Origin of the sequence: Pseudomonas sp. NPDC086251, assembly GCF_044746405.1 — a bacterium.
GTDB lineage: Bacteria > Pseudomonadota > Gammaproteobacteria > Pseudomonadales > Pseudomonadaceae > Aquipseudomonas.
This window is the reverse complement of record NZ_JBIVBY010000063.1, coordinates 1-14,934: the sequence shown is the minus strand read 5'-3', so window position 1 is coordinate 14,934 and position 14,934 is coordinate 1. Positions and strand designations below refer to the sequence as shown.

The 14,934-nt window shown below is 61.0% G+C and carries 17 protein-coding genes; 9 read left to right on the top strand and 8 right to left on the bottom strand.

All coding sequences use genetic code 11. From position 1 onward, the window contains the following. Positions 1-249: 249 nt before the first annotated feature. Genes ACIPL2_RS34415 through ACIPL2_RS34405 form a run of 3 tightly spaced genes read right to left on the bottom strand, consistent with a single transcriptional unit; the run spans position 250 to position 3,245 of the window. The gene (locus tag ACIPL2_RS34415) at positions 250-1,758 is read right to left on the bottom strand and encodes a tripartite tricarboxylate transporter permease (protein ID WP_401365104.1); all 1,509 of its coding nucleotides are present in this window, start codon (positions 1,756-1,758) and stop codon (positions 250-252) included. Between the two features lie 24 nt (positions 1,759-1,782). Next, complete coding sequence (locus tag ACIPL2_RS34410) at positions 1,783-2,277, bottom strand: tripartite tricarboxylate transporter TctB family protein (protein WP_401365101.1); 495 nt, start codon at positions 2,275-2,277, stop codon at positions 1,783-1,785. Then, on the bottom strand, positions 2,274-3,245 hold the full coding sequence (locus tag ACIPL2_RS34405) for a Bug family tripartite tricarboxylate transporter substrate binding protein (protein WP_401365099.1): 972 nt from the start codon (positions 3,243-3,245) through the stop codon (positions 2,274-2,276). Before ACIPL2_RS34405 ends, ACIPL2_RS34410 begins: the two co-directional genes overlap by 4 nt. Positions 3,246-3,459: 214 nt before the next feature. On the opposite strand from ACIPL2_RS34405, the gene ACIPL2_RS34400 reads away from it, so the two are divergent. The 5 genes from ACIPL2_RS34400 to ACIPL2_RS34380 all read left to right on the top strand — a co-directional run bounded on the left by ACIPL2_RS34400 (position 3,460) and on the right by ACIPL2_RS34380 (position 7,521). After that, the gene (locus tag ACIPL2_RS34400) at positions 3,460-4,080 is read left to right on the top strand and encodes a LysE family translocator (protein WP_401365096.1); all 621 of its coding nucleotides are present in this window, start codon (positions 3,460-3,462) and stop codon (positions 4,078-4,080) included. Positions 4,081-4,279: 199 nt separating this feature from the next. Next, positions 4,280-4,792, top strand: a complete 513-nt coding sequence (locus tag ACIPL2_RS34395) for an arsenate reductase ArsC (protein ID WP_401365093.1) — start codon at positions 4,280-4,282, stop codon at positions 4,790-4,792. 169 nt (positions 4,793-4,961) lie between these two features. After that, complete coding sequence (locus ACIPL2_RS34390) at positions 4,962-6,044, top strand: bifunctional transcriptional activator/DNA repair enzyme AdaA (protein ID WP_401365090.1); 1,083 nt, start codon at positions 4,962-4,964, stop codon at positions 6,042-6,044. Positions 6,045-6,086: 42 nt separating this feature from the next. Then, positions 6,087-6,899 (top strand): isocitrate lyase/phosphoenolpyruvate mutase family protein, encoded by an 813-nt coding sequence (locus tag ACIPL2_RS34385; RefSeq protein ID WP_401365087.1) that lies wholly within the window; start codon positions 6,087-6,089, stop codon positions 6,897-6,899. Positions 6,900-6,903: 4 nt separating this feature from the next. Then, on the top strand, positions 6,904-7,521 hold the full coding sequence (locus tag ACIPL2_RS34380; protein WP_401365084.1) for a DNA-3-methyladenine glycosylase family protein: 618 nt from the start codon (positions 6,904-6,906) through the stop codon (positions 7,519-7,521). Between the two features lie 111 nt (positions 7,522-7,632). On the opposite strand, the gene ACIPL2_RS34375 is transcribed toward ACIPL2_RS34380, so the two are convergent. The 3 genes from ACIPL2_RS34375 to ACIPL2_RS34365 form a co-directional block, all read right to left on the bottom strand. Next, the gene (locus tag ACIPL2_RS34375) at positions 7,633-8,730 is read right to left on the bottom strand and encodes an extracellular solute-binding protein (RefSeq protein WP_401365081.1); all 1,098 of its coding nucleotides are present in this window, start codon (positions 8,728-8,730) and stop codon (positions 7,633-7,635) included. 2 nt (positions 8,731-8,732) lie between these two features. After that, positions 8,733-9,857 (bottom strand): agmatine deiminase, encoded by a 1,125-nt coding sequence (gene aguA / locus ACIPL2_RS34370; RefSeq protein WP_401365078.1) that lies wholly within the window; start codon positions 9,855-9,857, stop codon positions 8,733-8,735. A 100-nt stretch (positions 9,858-9,957) separates the two neighbouring features. Further along, positions 9,958-10,842: a LysR substrate-binding domain-containing protein gene (locus ACIPL2_RS34365; RefSeq protein ID WP_401365075.1), complete on the bottom strand. Its 885-nt coding sequence runs from the start codon at positions 10,840-10,842 to the stop codon at positions 9,958-9,960. A gap of 268 nt (positions 10,843-11,110) precedes the next feature. Here ACIPL2_RS34365 and ACIPL2_RS34360 point away from each other — a divergent pair, with 268 nt between their 5' ends. Next, positions 11,111-11,506: a PaaI family thioesterase gene (locus ACIPL2_RS34360; RefSeq protein WP_401365072.1), complete on the top strand. Its 396-nt coding sequence runs from the start codon at positions 11,111-11,113 to the stop codon at positions 11,504-11,506. A gap of 37 nt (positions 11,507-11,543) precedes the next feature. Then, positions 11,544-12,032, top strand: a complete 489-nt coding sequence (locus tag ACIPL2_RS34355) for a GFA family protein (RefSeq protein ID WP_401365069.1) — start codon at positions 11,544-11,546, stop codon at positions 12,030-12,032. Positions 12,033-12,164: 132 nt separating this feature from the next. Here the strand turns inward: ACIPL2_RS34355 and ACIPL2_RS34350 are convergent, their stop codons facing one another. Continuing rightward, positions 12,165-12,773 carry a tRNA-(ms[2]io[6]A)-hydroxylase gene (locus ACIPL2_RS34350; RefSeq protein WP_008149866.1) on the bottom strand — a complete coding sequence of 203 codons (609 nt, stop codon included), beginning with the start codon at positions 12,771-12,773 and terminating at the stop codon, positions 12,165-12,167. A 160-nt stretch (positions 12,774-12,933) separates the two neighbouring features. Between ACIPL2_RS34350 and ACIPL2_RS34345 the strand changes: the two genes are divergently transcribed. Beyond that, positions 12,934-13,797: a universal stress protein gene (locus ACIPL2_RS34345; RefSeq protein WP_401365065.1), complete on the top strand. Its 864-nt coding sequence runs from the start codon at positions 12,934-12,936 to the stop codon at positions 13,795-13,797. Between the two features lie 103 nt (positions 13,798-13,900). On the opposite strand, the gene ACIPL2_RS34340 is transcribed toward ACIPL2_RS34345, so the two are convergent. Continuing rightward, on the bottom strand, positions 13,901-14,371 hold the full coding sequence (locus ACIPL2_RS34340; protein ID WP_401365062.1) for a DUF1289 domain-containing protein: 471 nt from the start codon (positions 14,369-14,371) through the stop codon (positions 13,901-13,903). Between the two features lie 407 nt (positions 14,372-14,778). Here ACIPL2_RS34340 and ACIPL2_RS34335 point away from each other — a divergent pair. Then, the coding region (locus tag ACIPL2_RS34335; RefSeq protein ID WP_401365107.1) for a hypothetical protein at positions 14,779-14,934 on the top strand (156 nt) is incomplete at its 3' end.

The window sequence follows — 14,934 nt, the reverse complement described above, 5'->3', positions numbered from 1 at the left end:
CCACTCAGACGCCGGATAGATGAAAGCAAGCCAAACACGCATCAAAAACAGTATTGCAGAAAAGGGGGTAACCATAGATGTAGCAGCTGTCGAGCTTGCGAGGCTGCGTTCGGCGGCGAAGCCGTCGTGAAATCAGACAATGCGGTCCTTCAGGACTACCTAGCGCTCAGGTTTTACGACTGCTGCGCAGCCGAACGCAGCCTCGCAGGCTCGACAGCTGCTACGGAACGGAACGTACAGGGCTGCTGCTCAATCATCCTCATGCAATTTGATGCCACGCGCGTGCAGCAGGTGGGGCACCAGCAGCACCAGCAGTGTCAGCGCGAGAAACGCGGCAGCAATGGGTTGGGTGACAAATATCGACCAGTCGCCCTCGCCGATGGACAACGCGTTGCGCAGCTGCTTCTCCGCCATGGGCCCCAGCAGCATGCCGACGATCACCGGCGCGACGGGAAAATCGAAACGGCGCATCAGCACCCCGCCCCAACCGATCGCCAGCATCAGCAGCAGGTCGAACGACGAATGACGCATGCCGTACACACCAATGGTGGCAAACACCAGAATCCCGGCGTTCAAGTAGGGTCGGGGGATTTGCAACAGCTTGACCCACAGGCCCACCAACGGCAGGTTCAACACCAGCAGAATCACGTTGCCAATGTACAACGAGGCCACCAGCGTCCAGACCAGCTCACCCGAGGTCTGGAACAGCATCGGCCCCGGTTGCAGGTTGTAGTTCTGGAAAGCGGCCAACAGAATCGCGGCCGTGGCAGAGGTCGGTATGCCGAGTGTCAGCAGCGGCACCAGCGAACCCGTCGCGCTTGCGTTGTTGGCCGCCTCGGGGCCGGCAACACCCTCGATCGCGCCCTCGCCCTTGCTCCCGGCAAACTCTTTCGGAAACTTGCTCAGTTTGCGCTCAGCGGAATATGACAGAAAGGTCGGAATCTCAGCGCCACCCGCCGGAATCGAACCAAAGGGGAAGCCGATCAGCGTTCCGCGTAGCCACGCCGGGACCGAGCGTTTCCAGTCGGCGCGGGTCATCCACAACGAGGTCAAACGGTGCCGCCCGGAGGCTTCTTCCTTTTGATACAGCAGGCTGTACAAGGCCTCGCCCACGGCAAACAACCCGACCGCCACCAGCACCACTTCGATGCCATCCACCAACTCCGGCACCCCCAAGGTGTAGCGGGCAATGCCCGAGGTCGCGTCCAGGCCGATCAAGCCCACCGTCAGGCCAATCCCCAGCGAGGCGAAACCCCGCAGCATCGACGCGCCGAGCACCGCCGACACCGTCGTGAAGGACAGCACCAGAATCGCAAAATACTCCGCCGGGCCAAACTTGAGCGCCAGCGTGGCCACGATCGGGGCAAACAGGGTCAACAAGATCGTCGCGATAGTGCCGGCCACGAACGAGCCTATCGCCGCGGTGGCCAGCGCCGGCCCTGCGCGTCCGTTGCGGGCCATGAGATTGCCTTCCAGGGCGGTGACCATGGAGGACGATTCCCCTGGCGTATTGAGCAGAATGGAGGTGGTTGAGCCGCCAAACTGCGCGCCGTAATAGATCCCGGCGAACATGATCAGCGCACCGGTCGGGTCGACCTTGGCGGTGATCGGCAGCAGCAACGCCACCGTCAGCGCCGGCCCGATCCCCGGCAAGACACCGATGGCGGTGCCGAGCAAACAGCCGATGAAGCCCCACATCAGATTGATCGGTGTCAGCGCCGCGGAGAAACCGATTGCCAGGCTTGAGAGAATGTCCACCTTATTGACCTCCTTCGGCCCGGATCAGATCCAGGCGTTGATAAGGGGCGGAAGGGAAACCCCAAGCCCGGCGTTGAACAGCCAGTAAATCGGTAGCGTCAAGGCAATGCCGATGGCCAGGTCCCTCACCGGACGGCGACTGCCAAACCCCCGCGCCGAACAGGCAAACAGCAACCCGGCCGCCAGCACGAAGCCGATCAGGTTGATCAGCAAGGCCACCCCCACCAGCCCTGCGGTGACCCAGGCGGCGCCGAGTTTGCCGCCGGGCAGCGCCTTGGCACTTTCGTCACTGTGGTCGGCCAGTTCGCGAAATCCACCAGTGAGCGCCTGAGCACTCAGGAAGGCGCCCACCACACCCAGGAACGCCGCGACAGCATAGGGATAGACGTGCGCGCCGAGGATGACGAAACCCATCTCCGGGGGAAACCGAAAGGCGCCGAATGCCAACACGGCGGCGATCACTATCACACCGACACCAATCGCCAGTTGCGCCGGCACGACTTTGCGCGGCTCATTCATTTGGCAATCAGCCCGACCTCGACCAGCATCGCGTGCAGTCGCACGTGTTCTGCGTCGACGAATGTGCCGAACTCATCCCCGGTGAGGATGCTCGGTGACCAGGCGTTGGTTTTCACATTGTCCTTCCAGCCTTTGCTATCGGCGGCAGCCAGCACGGCGTCGGTGACTTCTTTGCGTTGCTCGGGCGTGAGGTTCGCCGCACCGTAAACACCGCGCCAGTTGCCGATGATCACGTCGTAGCCTTTCTCCTTGAGCGTTGGTGCGTCGATGCCTTCAACCCGTTCCGGCGCGCCGATGGCGAGGACGCGGAACTGGCCGTTCTTGATGTATTGGCCGAGTTCGGCATAGCCCCCGGTGATCACTTTGATCTGGCCACCCAATACTTGGGCAACGACTTCGCCGCCACCGGCAAAGGCGACGTAATTGACCTTGTTGACGGGAATATCCATTTTGCCGGCCAGGTCGGCGATACCGATGTGATCGATCGAACCCTTGGAGCCCCCGCCCCAAGTGATGCTGGACGGTTTTTCCTTGAAGGCTTTCAGCAACTCCTCCAGGGTTTTGAATTCGGACTCCTTGCGGACGGCAATCACGTTGTACTCGGTAAACAGCCGGGCGATGGGCGTCACGTCCTTCAAGGTAATTTGCGGTTTGTTCTGTTCAATACCGGCGACCATGATCGCGCCGACCACCAGCAGCGCATTCGGATCGCCCTTGGTGCTGTTGGCAAATTGCGCCAGCCCCAAGGTCCCACCGGCCCCGCCCTTGTTCTCGAAGGTGACCGCTTTGGCCGCTTTGGCTTCGATCAAGGCCTTGCCCAAATCCCGTGCGGTCTGGTCATAGCCGCCGCCCACTGAACCTGGAGCCATGAACTTGACGGTGTCCAGCGCGAAGGCCGGTGTGGTGAGCGCGGCAGCGGTAATGGCAACGGCGATGGAGCGAGTAAGTCCACGGAACAAAGCCTGCATGAGTTGTCTCCCGATATTGTTTTTTTAGGTGCCGGTGAATCTCGCTCAGGAGCAAGCCCTGCTCACTGAACATGCGTCTGTGAACAAGCGTAGGTCATAGATCTGTTTTTGACGTGCCGAGGGCAAGTGTATGGCGACTTGCGTGCGCGGCTGTATGGGCCAGAGCGTCCACCATCCATGATAAAAATACGGTTCTCGTACCAGGAGCCCCGTCATGGACCTCGCCACGCTCACGCTGTTTCTTCCCGCCTGTTTCGCCCTCAACATGGCGCCCGGCCCGAACAATCTGCTGTCGGTCAGCAACTCGACCCGCTACGGCTACCGCACCGCCTGCCTGGCCGGGATCGGTCGGTTGCTGGCGTTTGCCGGGATGATCGCCCTCGCCTCGGCGGGCTTGGCAGTGGTGCTGCAAACCTCGGCGTTGTTGTTCTACGGGATCAAGATTCTGGGGGCGGCCTACCTGTTCTATCTCGCCTGGCAATTGTGGCGCGCCGATCCGGGCGCACAAAACGAGGTGGCGGGCGCGCCGGTGGGGATGCTGGCGCTGGCTCGCCAGGAGTTTTTGGTGGCGGCCGGTAATCCGAAAGCGATCCTGATCTTCACCGCGTTTCTCCCGCAGTTTGTCGACTCGAGCCGAGCGATCACCCCGCAATTTGCGCTGTTGGGCGCGCTGTTCCTGATCCTGGAGTGGATCGCCATCGGCGCCTACGCCTACATGGGCCTGCACATGCGCCGCTGGTTCGCCGAACCGCGAGGCAAGCGGATCTTCAACCGCTGCTGCGCGGGATTGCTGTCGGCGGCGGCTTCGGTGTTGCTGATGGCGCGCCGGGCCTGAACAACCTGGGTCAAATGTGGGAGCGGGCTTGCTCGCGAAGGCGGCTGCACATTCAATATTGATGGTGGCTGACCCACCGCTTTCGCGAGCAAGCCCGCTCCCACATTGGCCCTGCGGTGCCCTTTCTATCGCGTTCAGGGCATTGGCATTTTCAACCGGCCTACGTATATTCGAATTTCCATATATACGAGCTACTCCGATGAACGCACGCCCTGCCTCCACCCGAATTCTCTTCATGTGCACCGCCAACAGTTGCCGCAGCGTGTTGAGCGAAGCCCTGTTCAATCACTTGGCCCCCGCAGGTTTTGAAGCGGTGAGTTCCGGCAGTTTCCCCAGCGGCCGGCTCAACCCTCAAGCCGTGCAAACCCTGCATGACCTCGGCATCTCGACCGAAGGCTTGTACAGCAAAGACTCCTCGGCCTTCGCCGATTCCCCGCCCGATATCGTCATCACCGTGTGCGACAAGGCTGCCGGGGAAGCCTGTCCGGTGTACTTCGGCCCGGCGATCAAAAGCCACTGGGGGTTGGCCGATCCCTCTGACGTCCATGGCACTGAGCAGCAAATCCGGGCGGCTTTCGACAGCACCGTCGAAACGATCAAGCAGCGTTTTGCAGCTTTGTTCGCCCTGGATCTGAACAGCCTGTCGGACGCCGAGCTGAAAACCGAACTGGACCGCATCGGCGCGGCTGCAGAATTTCGCAAACCCCTGTAGGCGCTGGCTTGCCAGCGAAGCACTCAAGGGCGCCGCATTGATCCAGTAAAACACGCGTTATCGTTGACGACCTTCGCGGGCAAGCCAGCTCCTACAAGGGCTGCGTTTGCTGGAATTCTCTGTCGATTTTCCGGTGGAGGCCTTGGCCTTCGCGCCTTATGCTCCGCCCATGAACCTACAAAACGCTGTGCTTCCGCCCCACGCCGAGATGGTTCGCGCCATGCTCGAACGAGACACCGCCTACGAGGGGGTGTTCTTTACTGCGGTCAAAACCACCGGCATCTTCTGCCGCCCGAGCTGCACGGCGCGCAAACCGAAGCCGGAGAACGTCGAATTCTTCGCCCACGCCGATGAATGCATGTCCGCAGGCTATCGCGCCTGCCTGCGCTGCAAGCCGCTGGACGCCGCGGCCATCGCCCCGGACTGGGTGCAGAAACTGCTCAAGACGGTAGACGCCGACCCCGAGCAGCGCTGGACCGATGCCCAATTGCTGGCCGAAGGCATCGAGCCGCTGAAACTGCGCCGCTGGTTCAAACAGCATTTCGGTATGACGTTCCATGCCTGGTTGCGCACCCGGCGCCTCGGCATGGCGCTGGGCGGGATCAAACAGGGCGAGTCGATCGACAACGCCGCCTACGACTCGGGTTATGAATCCCTCAGCGGTTTTCGTGATGCGTTTCAAAAGTCCTTCAACATCACTCCCGGCCGGGCTGCCAACAGCGAGCCGTTGCTGTTCACTCGGTTGACCACGCCATTGGGGCCGATGATTGCCATGGCTGAGCGCCGTGGGTTGGTGCTGCTGGAGTTTCTTGACCGGCCGGCGCTGACCCGCGAAGTCGAAGCATTGCAGAACCGTTATGGCTACGCGGTAGCGCCGGGGCACAACGGGCATCTGCAGCAGATTGAAGCGGAGCTGGCGCAGTATTTCGCCGGCAAACTCACCGAATTCAATGTTCCACTACACTTGCCCGGCAGCGAATTCGCGCGGCAGGTCTGGGCGCAACTGGCGAAAATCCCTTACGGCCAGACCAGCACCTACGGCACCATCGCCGCGCTGTTGGGCAAGCCCGGCGCCAGTCGCGCGGTAGGCCTGGCCAACGGGCACAACCGCCTTTCGATCGTCGTGCCCTGCCACCGGGTGATCGGTGCGGACGGCTCGCTGACGGGCTATGGTGGAGGACAACCGCGCAAGGCGTTTCTGCTCAGGCTGGAAAACGCCGCGGTTCAGCTCACGCAACAACTCGCATTCTGATCACCCTCGGTTTTCTCAAAAGGTCATAAGGAAGGACATTTGATGGACACGCTCGACACGCAATTCCGGCAGTTGCACCACGAGGGCTTGCTGATCCTCACCAACGTCGCCGGTGCCGCCGGGGCGCGGCTGGTCGAGCAACTGGGCTGCAAAGCGGTGGCCACCAGCAGTGCGGCAGTGGCCTGGCTTCACGGGTATCAGGACGGCAACGCCCTGCCCCTCGAACGCCTGGTGTCGACGGTCGAGTCCATCGCCCGAGTGATCACCGTGCCGTTGAGCGTGGACATCGAAGCCGGCTATTCCGATGACCTGGCGCGGGTGGCTGAAGTGCTTGATGCGGTGATCGCCGCCGGCGCCGTAGGGATCAACATCGAGGACGGCGCGTCCCCGCCCGAGCTGTTGGTGCGCAAGATCGAAATCGCGCGTCAGGTGGCGGAACGTCGCGGCGTGAAGCTGTTCATCAATGCCCGCACCGATGTCTACCTCAAAGGATTGGTGCCTGCCGAAGACCGCGTGGCCGAAACGCTCAAGCGCGCCGCTTTGTATCAGGCCGCCGGTGCCGATGGGCTGTTTGCGGCCGGGGTCACCGCCGAGTACGAGATCGCGGCGCTGTGCCAAGGCATCCCGTTGCCCGTCAACGTTCTCGGGCTCCCGGGCCTGCCATCGCCTGAAGCGCTGAAGGCACTCGGCGTACGCCGGTTGAGCGCGGGTTCTCGCATTGCCGAGTTTCTGTATGGCGCCATGGCGACAGTGACCAGGAGCTTCCTGGAAACCGGCACGTTCGACACCCGCGAGCTCAAGGCTTTCACCTATGGCGAAGTGAACGCGCTGCTGGCAACGTCCGGGAACATCTGAGCCCATGCCCGACTGCTATCTGCTCGCCACCGAATTTCTATCGTCCATCGATGAGGACTGGGCGCGCCACATCGCTGCTATCGGCCCATGCCTGCATCAACCCCATGCGGCGCGTGATCCCTATGAGTCGCTGGTGCGGGCGATTGCCTACCAGCAACTGCACGCCAAGGCCGGGGATGCGATTGTCGGCCGGCTGTTGGCGTTGTTCCCGACGGGCGGGTTTCCTAGGCCGGAACAGATCGTCGCCACAGAGTTTGAGCGGCTGCGCAGTTGCGGGTTTTCCGCCAGCAAGATTGCGACTATTCAGGGGATCGCCCAGGCCGCTCTGGACGGCGTCGTCCCGGATTACGCCACGGCGCTGGCCATGGATGACGAGGCGTTGATCGAGCGTCTGATCACCTTGCGCGGGGTGGGTCGCTGGACCGTGGAAATGTTGCTGATTTACAGCCTGGAGCGGCCGGATATTTTGCCGGCCGATGACTTCGGCGTGCGTGAGGGCTATCGGCGGCTCAAGGGGCTGGAGGTACAGCCGACACGCAAGCAGATGATCGAGATCGGGTTGGCGTGGAGTCCGTATCGGACGGTGGCTTCGTGGTATTTGTGGCGGATGACGGGCAAGTAGATCGCGTTATCGTTCTTCGCGGGCAAGCCCGCTCCCACACTGGATTTCTGGCGTTCACAAAACCAATGTGGGAGCGGGCTTGCTCGCGAAGGGGCCGGCACATCCAACACATCACAACCCCGACTTCAACCGACTGAACGCCCGAATCAGCGCCCGGTTGAAGGCCTTGCCATTGTCATTCTTGCTGTACAACGAAGCCCGCACCTGCGCCGACGGATACGTCCCCGGATCATCGCGGATCGCCGGATCAATCAACCCATCCGCCGCCGTAATCGCATTGGCGTAATGAATGGTGTCGGTAATCGGCGCAATCACCTCGGGCGTCATCAAGTAATCCATCAACGCCAATCCAGCCTCGGGATGCGGTGCATCCTTGGGAATGACCATGGCGTCGAACCAGATCAGCGTGCCCTCTTTCGGTATCCGGTAACTCAGCTTGAACGGCTTGTTCGCCGCCTCGGCCTGCCCCGCCGCAATCGCCACGTTGCCGTTCCACGACATGGCGACGCAGGTGTTGCCGTTGGCCAGGTCGCTGATGTTCAAGTCGTTGTCGAAATAACGGATATAGGGCCGGATCTTCGCCAGTTGCTGCTCGGCCAGTTTCAGGTCATCGAGGTTCTGCCGATTGATATCCAGCCCCATGTACTTCATGACCGCAGCGAACACCTCGTTAGGGTCGTTAAGCAGGCTGACCCCGCAATCGGCGAATTTCGCCACCACCGCCGGGTCGAACAGCATCGCCCAACTGTCCGTTGGCGCATCGGGCAGGCGTTGTTTCACCGCTTGCTCCTGATAGCCAACGCCTGTGGTGCCCCAGGCGTAGATCCCGGCGTAACGATTGCCCGGATCGAACACCGCCATGTGCTGGCGAAACTCTTCGCCGACGCCGGCGAAGTGCGGCAGCCGTTGCGGATTCAACGCCTGAATCGCCCCGCTCTGGATCGCCCGGGACAGATGCTGCCCGGCGGTCAGTACCAGGTCGTAACCGCTGCGGCCGGTCAGCAGCTTGGTCTCGACAGTTTCCAGCGAATCGAAATGGTCGGCCACCACATGGATGCCGGTTTTGCGCTCGAAGTTCTTCAAGGTGTCCGGGGCCAGGTACTCGCCCCAGATGTACAGGTTCACCACCGGTTTGGCGGTGTCGGCGGCCTGCACACACAGGGGTGCAAGCACCAGCAATAACGCTTGAGTCAGTTTGTGCAGGCCCATGATTAAACTCCCTTTTTGTTGCAGGCAGTGCCGGCGTATTGCGGCATGGTGATGCACGCGACGTTACCGCCGCCGAGGAGGATTTCCCGGGAGTTTTCGATGCCGACGATTGTGTGCTGCGGGAACAGTTCGGCCAGGGTTGCCTGTGCCGCCTGATCATGGCGATCGCCAAACAGCGGCACCACGATCGAGCTGTTGCCGGCGTAGTAGTTGATGTACGACGCGCAGATCTTGGTCCCGGCCTGCCGCACATGGGTGCTGTCGAGTTGATCGAGCCCTTCGGCCTCTTCGGCGGTCCATTCCAGCACATCGGGTTGCGGCAACTTGTGCACGATCAACTCGCGGCCACGGCTGTCGCGGGTGCTGCGCAGGATGTCGTAGGCCTCCTGATAGATTTCCCACTGCGGATCATCGCGATTGTCGGTCCATTGCAGCACCACTTCACCGGGGCGCACGAAGCAGGCGAGATCGTCGACGTGGCCGTCGGTTTCGTCGAATTTGCAGCCCCGTGGCAGCCAGATGATTTGCTCGGCACCGAGGTAATCGGTGAGCCGCCGCGTGACTTCATCCTTGCCCAAGTGCTGGTTGCGATTGCGGTTGAGCAGGCATTGTTCGGTGGTGAGGATGCTGCCCTGGCCATCGCTTTGGATGCCACCCAGTTCGGCAATCAACGGCGCGCGGTAGCGGTCGAAGCGTTCGATTTCGAGGATCTTGCTGGCGATCTGGTCGTCCTTGTCCCACGGGTAATACAGGCCCCCGTCGAGGCCGCCATAGGCGTTGAACTCGAAATCGACGCCGCGTACTTCGCCGCTGTCGTCGTTGACCACAAAGCACGGGCCGCTGTCACGGAACCAGGTGTCGTTGCAGGTCATTTCCACCACGCGCACGTGCGGCGGCAACTGGCGGCGAGCGGTGGCGAATTGTGCGGCGGAGGCACACACGGTGACCGGTTCGCTCTGGGCAATCGCGGTGACAATCTGCACCCAGACCTTCTGCGCAGGCTTGGCGCCGTTGCGCCAGACGTCGGTGCGCTCCGGCCAGCCGAGCCAGCAACCGGCCTTGGTTTCGAATTCGCCGGGCAAGCGGAAGCCGTCGCGTTTCGGGGTGGAGTCGAGCAAACGTGCCATGGTCAAACCTCATCAGCGGGGATTGGAATGACCACAGGCTAAGGGCGTGAGCGTCCGGCTCGCCAACGATGTTTATTTCGGAATACTTGAATTCAACTCATCAATCGATCAGCTGATCGTTGAACCATTCCAGCATCTGCGCCACCGCTGGACGCTCCAGCCGCACCCGCTCGCACACCAGCGCGTATTGACCCAACGCGGTCATGCTGGAGGTGAAGGGCCGGACCAGCCGACCACTGAGCAAATCTTCCTGAGCGGTCAGGTTGTCGCCCATGGCCACGCCCTGCCCTTGGGCCGCCGCCTCCAGCGCCAGGCCTGCGTGAGCAAAATACAGTTGCCGATCCGGGCGCTGATCGCCGGCATGGCTGGTGAGCCAGGCGGTCCAGGTCTTGCCGTCCTGATCGTCGTGCAGCAGGCAGTGGCGCGCCAGGTCTTTCGGGGTTTTCAGGGTGCCCTGGTTGAACAGTCCGGGGCTGCACACCGGGAAGAACTGCAACGCTGGCAACGGCCGGACGAAGTACGCGCTGCTGTCCACCGGGCCGGTGCCGTAGGTGATCGCCAGGTCGATGTCTTCACCCGGCGCCGTGGCATCGATCGGTTGTTCGTAGAGGTGCAAGGTGATGTGCGGATAGCGTGCGTAAAAGTCCACCAGACGGCTCATCAACCACTTTTGCGCCAGCTCGGCAGTCACCGCCAGGCGCAACACCGCCAGCGATGACGGGTCGCGCAGTTCGTCGCAGGCGTCGCCGATCAGCTCGAACGCTTGCTGCAAACTCTGCATCAGGCGCCCGGCCGCCATCGTCGGGCGAATCTGCCGGCCTTCGCGGATGAACAGCGACACGCCGAGCTGCTCCTCCAGTTGGCGAATCTGGTGACTGACGGCACTGTCGGTCACGCACAACTCCGCCGCTGCACGGCCGAAGTGGGCGTGACGGGCGGCGCATTCGAAGGTTCTGAGTGCTGCCAGTGAAGGTAGACGTCGCATTAATTGAGACCCCGATTTCGAGGCGCACATGCTGAACCGGCGGGCGGTGGGCGTCCAGTGGGACCTTGTTATCGTTCTTCGCGAGCAAGCCCGCTCCCACATTTAACCGAGTTCTCCCCGAAGAATGCGGTCAAATGTGGGAGCGGGCTTGCTCGCGAAGGGGCCAACCTATTCACCACAAATCCAACGCCCTATCACCCTGCTTTATCCACCATGACTAGCCTCCAATCCGGGCGCATGTTGACCTCTTCAACCGGAGGGACTCGCCATGCTGAACACACTCAAACAGATCAACTCAACCTCAGCCTTCAACCGCTGGGCCGGTTTCGAAGTCACTCGCGCCGAGAGCGGTGAAGCAGAGCTCACGATGGCGTTTCGCGAAGCCGACATGGCGCAATACGCAGGCTACCTGCATGCGGGCTTGATCGGTGCGCTACTCGACACGGCGTGCGGATTTGCGGCGGGAACGGTTGCCGGTAACGTGTTGGCGGCGCATTTTTCGGTCAACTGCCTGGCGCCCGCCGTCGGTGAAGTGTTCATCGCCCGGGGTCGCGTGGTGAAGGCCGGCAAGAAGCAGGTGTTTGCCCGCGCCGAGCTGTTCGCGCAAACCGGCGACCAACTGAAACTGGTGGCAACGGGTGATGCGATTCTCGTACCGGTCTAGGCTGTCTGGATAAGCCCAAGACCCGTCGGAGGTTGCCATGCAGCTCGAAGGTTCCTGCCACTGCGGCGCCGTGTCGTTCAGTTTGGCCAGCGCCCACCCTTACCCGTACCAGCGCTGCTATTGCTCGATCTGCCGCAAGACCCAGGGCGGTGGCGGTTATGCGATCAATATTGCGGGTGATGCCAACAGCCTGAAAGTGCGCGGGCGCAAGCACATTGCGATTTACCACGCGTTGCTCAAGGATGACGGCGCTCAACGCGCCCACCGCAGCACGGCCGAGCGGCATTTCTGCTCGGTGTGTGGCTCGGGTTTATGGCTGTTCAGCCCGGAATGGCCGGAGCTGATTCACCCGTTTGCCTCGGCCATCGACACGCCGTTGCCGGTGCCGCCGCAACATACGCATTTGTTGCTGGACTCCAAGGCACCGTGGGTGGAGGCAGAACTGCAGCCTGGCGATAAACAGTTCGATGCGTACCCCGAAGAGTCCATCGCCGAGTGGCATGAGCGACTGGGGTTGAGCTGCTAAGCCCGTTTATCGGCAGTGGTGCTGATGGCCTCTTCGCGGGCAAGCCTCGCTCCTACAGGACCGCGTCGATTTTGCAAACGACCGAATCCCTGTAGGAGCGAGGCTTGCCCGCGAAGAGGCCAGCGAGAGCAACTACGCAGCGGTTGGCACACCGCTATGAAAGCGGAATTCCACGTCCGGCGACTCGATCAGCTCCTGCTCAGCGGCGCGAACTTTATCGATCACTTGGGCGATGTCCTTGGCGTCACCGTACTGATAAGCCAGTTTCAAATAACCCTGGAAATGCCGGGCCTCGCTTTTCAGCAGGCCGAAGTAGAATTTGCCCAGCTCTTCGTCCAGATGTGGCACCAACGCCTCGAAACGTTCACAACTGCGCGCTTCAATGAAGGCGCCCACCACCAGCGTATCGACCAGTTTCACCGGCTCGTGGCTGCGCACCACTTTGCGCAGGCCCGAAGCGTAACGCCCGGCGGATAGCTGACGCAGCTCGATCTTGCGCTTTTTCATCAGGCGCATGACCTGCTCGTGGTGCACCAGCTCTTCCCGAGCCAGGCGTGACATCAGGTTTATCAGGTCGACGTGAGAGTGATACTTGGCAATCAGGCTCAACGCCGTGCTGGCCGCCTTGAATTCGCAGTTCTTGTGGTCGATCAGCAGGGTTTCCTGATCGGCCAGCGCGGCCTGGACCCAGCCATCGGGCGTGCGGCAGCCGAGGAACTCGTGGATTTCGGGAAGGATCATGGGGCTCACGGATAAGAGGTTCAAAACGAAGGGCGCCGATTATACCGGCCTGCCGGCAGACCACCAGTCGCCAACCGTTGATATGCATCAAGTCCCGAATGCGCGACCAGCAACTATAGTTGTCCAACGCAGTATTTTTTACTTCATGGAGGTCCCGATCATGCAAGCCATACGCAGCATCCTGGTAGTGCTCGAACCCGAACACTCGGAAAGCCTGGCGCTCAAGCGGGCCAAACTGATTGCCGGCGTGACCCAGGCTCATCTGCACCTGCTGGTCTGTGATCCCAAGCATGACCACAGCGGCATGCTGGGCGTGCTGAAGGCCGCCTTGCTGGAAGACGGTTACAGCGTTACCACTGAACAAGCGTGGAACCAGAGCCTGCACGAAACCATCGTCGATGTGCAGCAGGCCGAAGGTTGTGGGCTGGTGGTCAAACAGCACTACCCCGACAGCCCGCTGAAAAAAGCCCTGCTGACCCCGGCGGACTGGAAGCTGCTGCGCTATTGCCCGACGCCGGTGCTGCTGGTGAAAACGTCGAAACCCTGGACCGGCGGAGTGATTCTGGCGGCGATCGATGTGGGTAATACCGATGGTGAGCACCGCACCTTGCACGCCACCATTGTCGATCACGGCTACGACATCGCCAGCCTGGCCAAGGCCCATTTGCATGTGATCAGTGCGCATCCGTCGCCGATGCTGTCGGCAGCGGATCCGACGTTACAGCTCAGCGAAACCATCGAGGCGCGCTATCGCGAACAGTGCAGATCGTTTCAGGCCGAATTCGACATTGATGACGACCACCTGCACATCGCGGAAGGCCCGGCGGATGTGTTGATTCCGCACATGGTGCACAAGCTTGGGGCCGCCGTGACGGTGATTGGTACCGTGGCGAGGAGCGGATTGTCGGGGGCGTTGATCGGGAATACGGCGGAAGTGGTGCTGGATGCGGTGGAGAGCGATGTGCTGGTGCTCAAGCCGGATACGATCATGGATCATCTGGAGGAGATCGTGACCCAGCATTGAGATTTTTGGCGTCAGGTAGGACGCCTTCGCGGGCAAGCCTCGCTCCTACAGGAGAATGCAATACCTCTGTAGGAGCGAGGCTTGCCCGCGAAGCTTTTAAGATTCAACCGCCGAACGCGTCCTTGAGGAACCCCGGCGCTATGTAGCGCTGGTAATGCGCCTCAGAGAGCAAAAAGAACTCCCGATCAATCGCATCCCGCAATTCCGGCAGGTTCCAGTCGCGAAACTCCGGCATCAGCACCATCCCGTAGGCTTCCAGGTTATTGATCACCCGCGCACCACGGGCGATCAGCTGATAGGCCCAGCAATATTCCGACTGATGCGGCACGAAGCGGATCTTGCGCTGTTCCAGCTGCACGCGCAGGCGCTGCGGATCAAAAATTTCCAGCTTGCTGGCCATCACCTGGGACAACAGCAGCTCAAGACGCAGCCAGACCGCACGTTTTTCCTCCTCGTTGTAACCATTCCAATGGATCACTTCATGGTGGAAACGCTTGCAGCCACGGCACACCAGATCACCGTAAACAGTGGAGCAGAGGCCGACGCAGGGGGTCTTGATGGTCTGATTGGGCATAGGTCAGGAGAACACGGGAAAGCAGAACAGGCCGGCATGTTAGCCCTTTGTCTAACATTGATCACCCCTCAAAGTTAAAGGGCTAACTTACCTTTAATTTTTTTTTGCCGTAGAATCAGCCAGCCTTTTAAGGCGCCAATGTCCGTTAGAAGCTGTTTTCAAAGCGTCACGAGCACAGTCGTTCCTTCAGAGCGGTGTTGGCGAAGGGTTTTTCCAGCGGGGAAAAGCCCAACGCCAACCCTCATCAGCTCCCGTTCTGCAGGCGTAAAACTTTGAAAGCAGCTTCTGTAAGGAATTGTCGGTAATTCTGGCTAAGTGGCGCACAACGCCATGCAGCGCATGAGTACGGCAATTTCGGGATGAGCGTCCCGGACACCCATTTGGGACCACTGATGAGGGTAATAACTGTGCTTGAAGCCTACCGCAAACATATCGAAGAGCGTGCAGCACTGGGTATCGTTCCCCAGCCGCTTAACGCCGAACAAACTGCAGGCCTGGTCGAGCTGCTGAAAAATCCCCCGGCTGGCGAAGAAGCTTTCCTCGTTGACCTGATCACCAATCGC

Bases quoted from the DNA above. Each gene is read 5' to 3' on its own strand.
- ACIPL2_RS34410 (WP_401365101.1), bottom strand. From the start codon at position 2,277: ATGAATGAGCCGCGCAAAGTCGTGCCGGCGCAACTGGCGATTGGTGTC.
- ACIPL2_RS34405 (WP_401365099.1), bottom strand. From the start codon at position 3,245: ATGCAGGCTTTGTTCCGTGGACTTACTCGCTCCATCGCCGTTGCCATT.
- ACIPL2_RS34400 (WP_401365096.1), top strand. From the start codon at position 3,460: ATGGACCTCGCCACGCTCACGCTGTTTCTTCCCGCCTGTTTCGCCCTC.
- ACIPL2_RS34395 (WP_401365093.1), top strand. From the start codon at position 4,280: ATGAACGCACGCCCTGCCTCCACCCGAATTCTCTTCATGTGCACCGCC.
- ACIPL2_RS34390 (WP_401365090.1), top strand. From the start codon at position 4,962: ATGAACCTACAAAACGCTGTGCTTCCGCCCCACGCCGAGATGGTTCGC.
- ACIPL2_RS34385 (WP_401365087.1), top strand. From the start codon at position 6,087: ATGGACACGCTCGACACGCAATTCCGGCAGTTGCACCACGAGGGCTTG.
- ACIPL2_RS34380 (WP_401365084.1), top strand. From the start codon at position 6,904: ATGCCCGACTGCTATCTGCTCGCCACCGAATTTCTATCGTCCATCGAT.
- ACIPL2_RS34375 (WP_401365081.1), bottom strand. From the start codon at position 8,730: ATGGGCCTGCACAAACTGACTCAAGCGTTATTGCTGGTGCTTGCACCC.
- aguA (WP_401365078.1), bottom strand. From the start codon at position 9,857: ATGGCACGTTTGCTCGACTCCACCCCGAAACGCGACGGCTTCCGCTTG.
- ACIPL2_RS34365 (WP_401365075.1), bottom strand. From the start codon at position 10,842: ATGCGACGTCTACCTTCACTGGCAGCACTCAGAACCTTCGAATGCGCC.
- ACIPL2_RS34360 (WP_401365072.1), top strand. From the start codon at position 11,111: ATGCTGAACACACTCAAACAGATCAACTCAACCTCAGCCTTCAACCGC.
- ACIPL2_RS34355 (WP_401365069.1), top strand. From the start codon at position 11,544: ATGCAGCTCGAAGGTTCCTGCCACTGCGGCGCCGTGTCGTTCAGTTTG.
- ACIPL2_RS34350 (WP_008149866.1), bottom strand. From the start codon at position 12,773: ATGATCCTTCCCGAAATCCACGAGTTCCTCGGCTGCCGCACGCCCGAT.
- ACIPL2_RS34345 (WP_401365065.1), top strand. From the start codon at position 12,934: ATGCAAGCCATACGCAGCATCCTGGTAGTGCTCGAACCCGAACACTCG.
- ACIPL2_RS34340 (WP_401365062.1), bottom strand. From the start codon at position 14,371: ATGCCCAATCAGACCATCAAGACCCCCTGCGTCGGCCTCTGCTCCACT.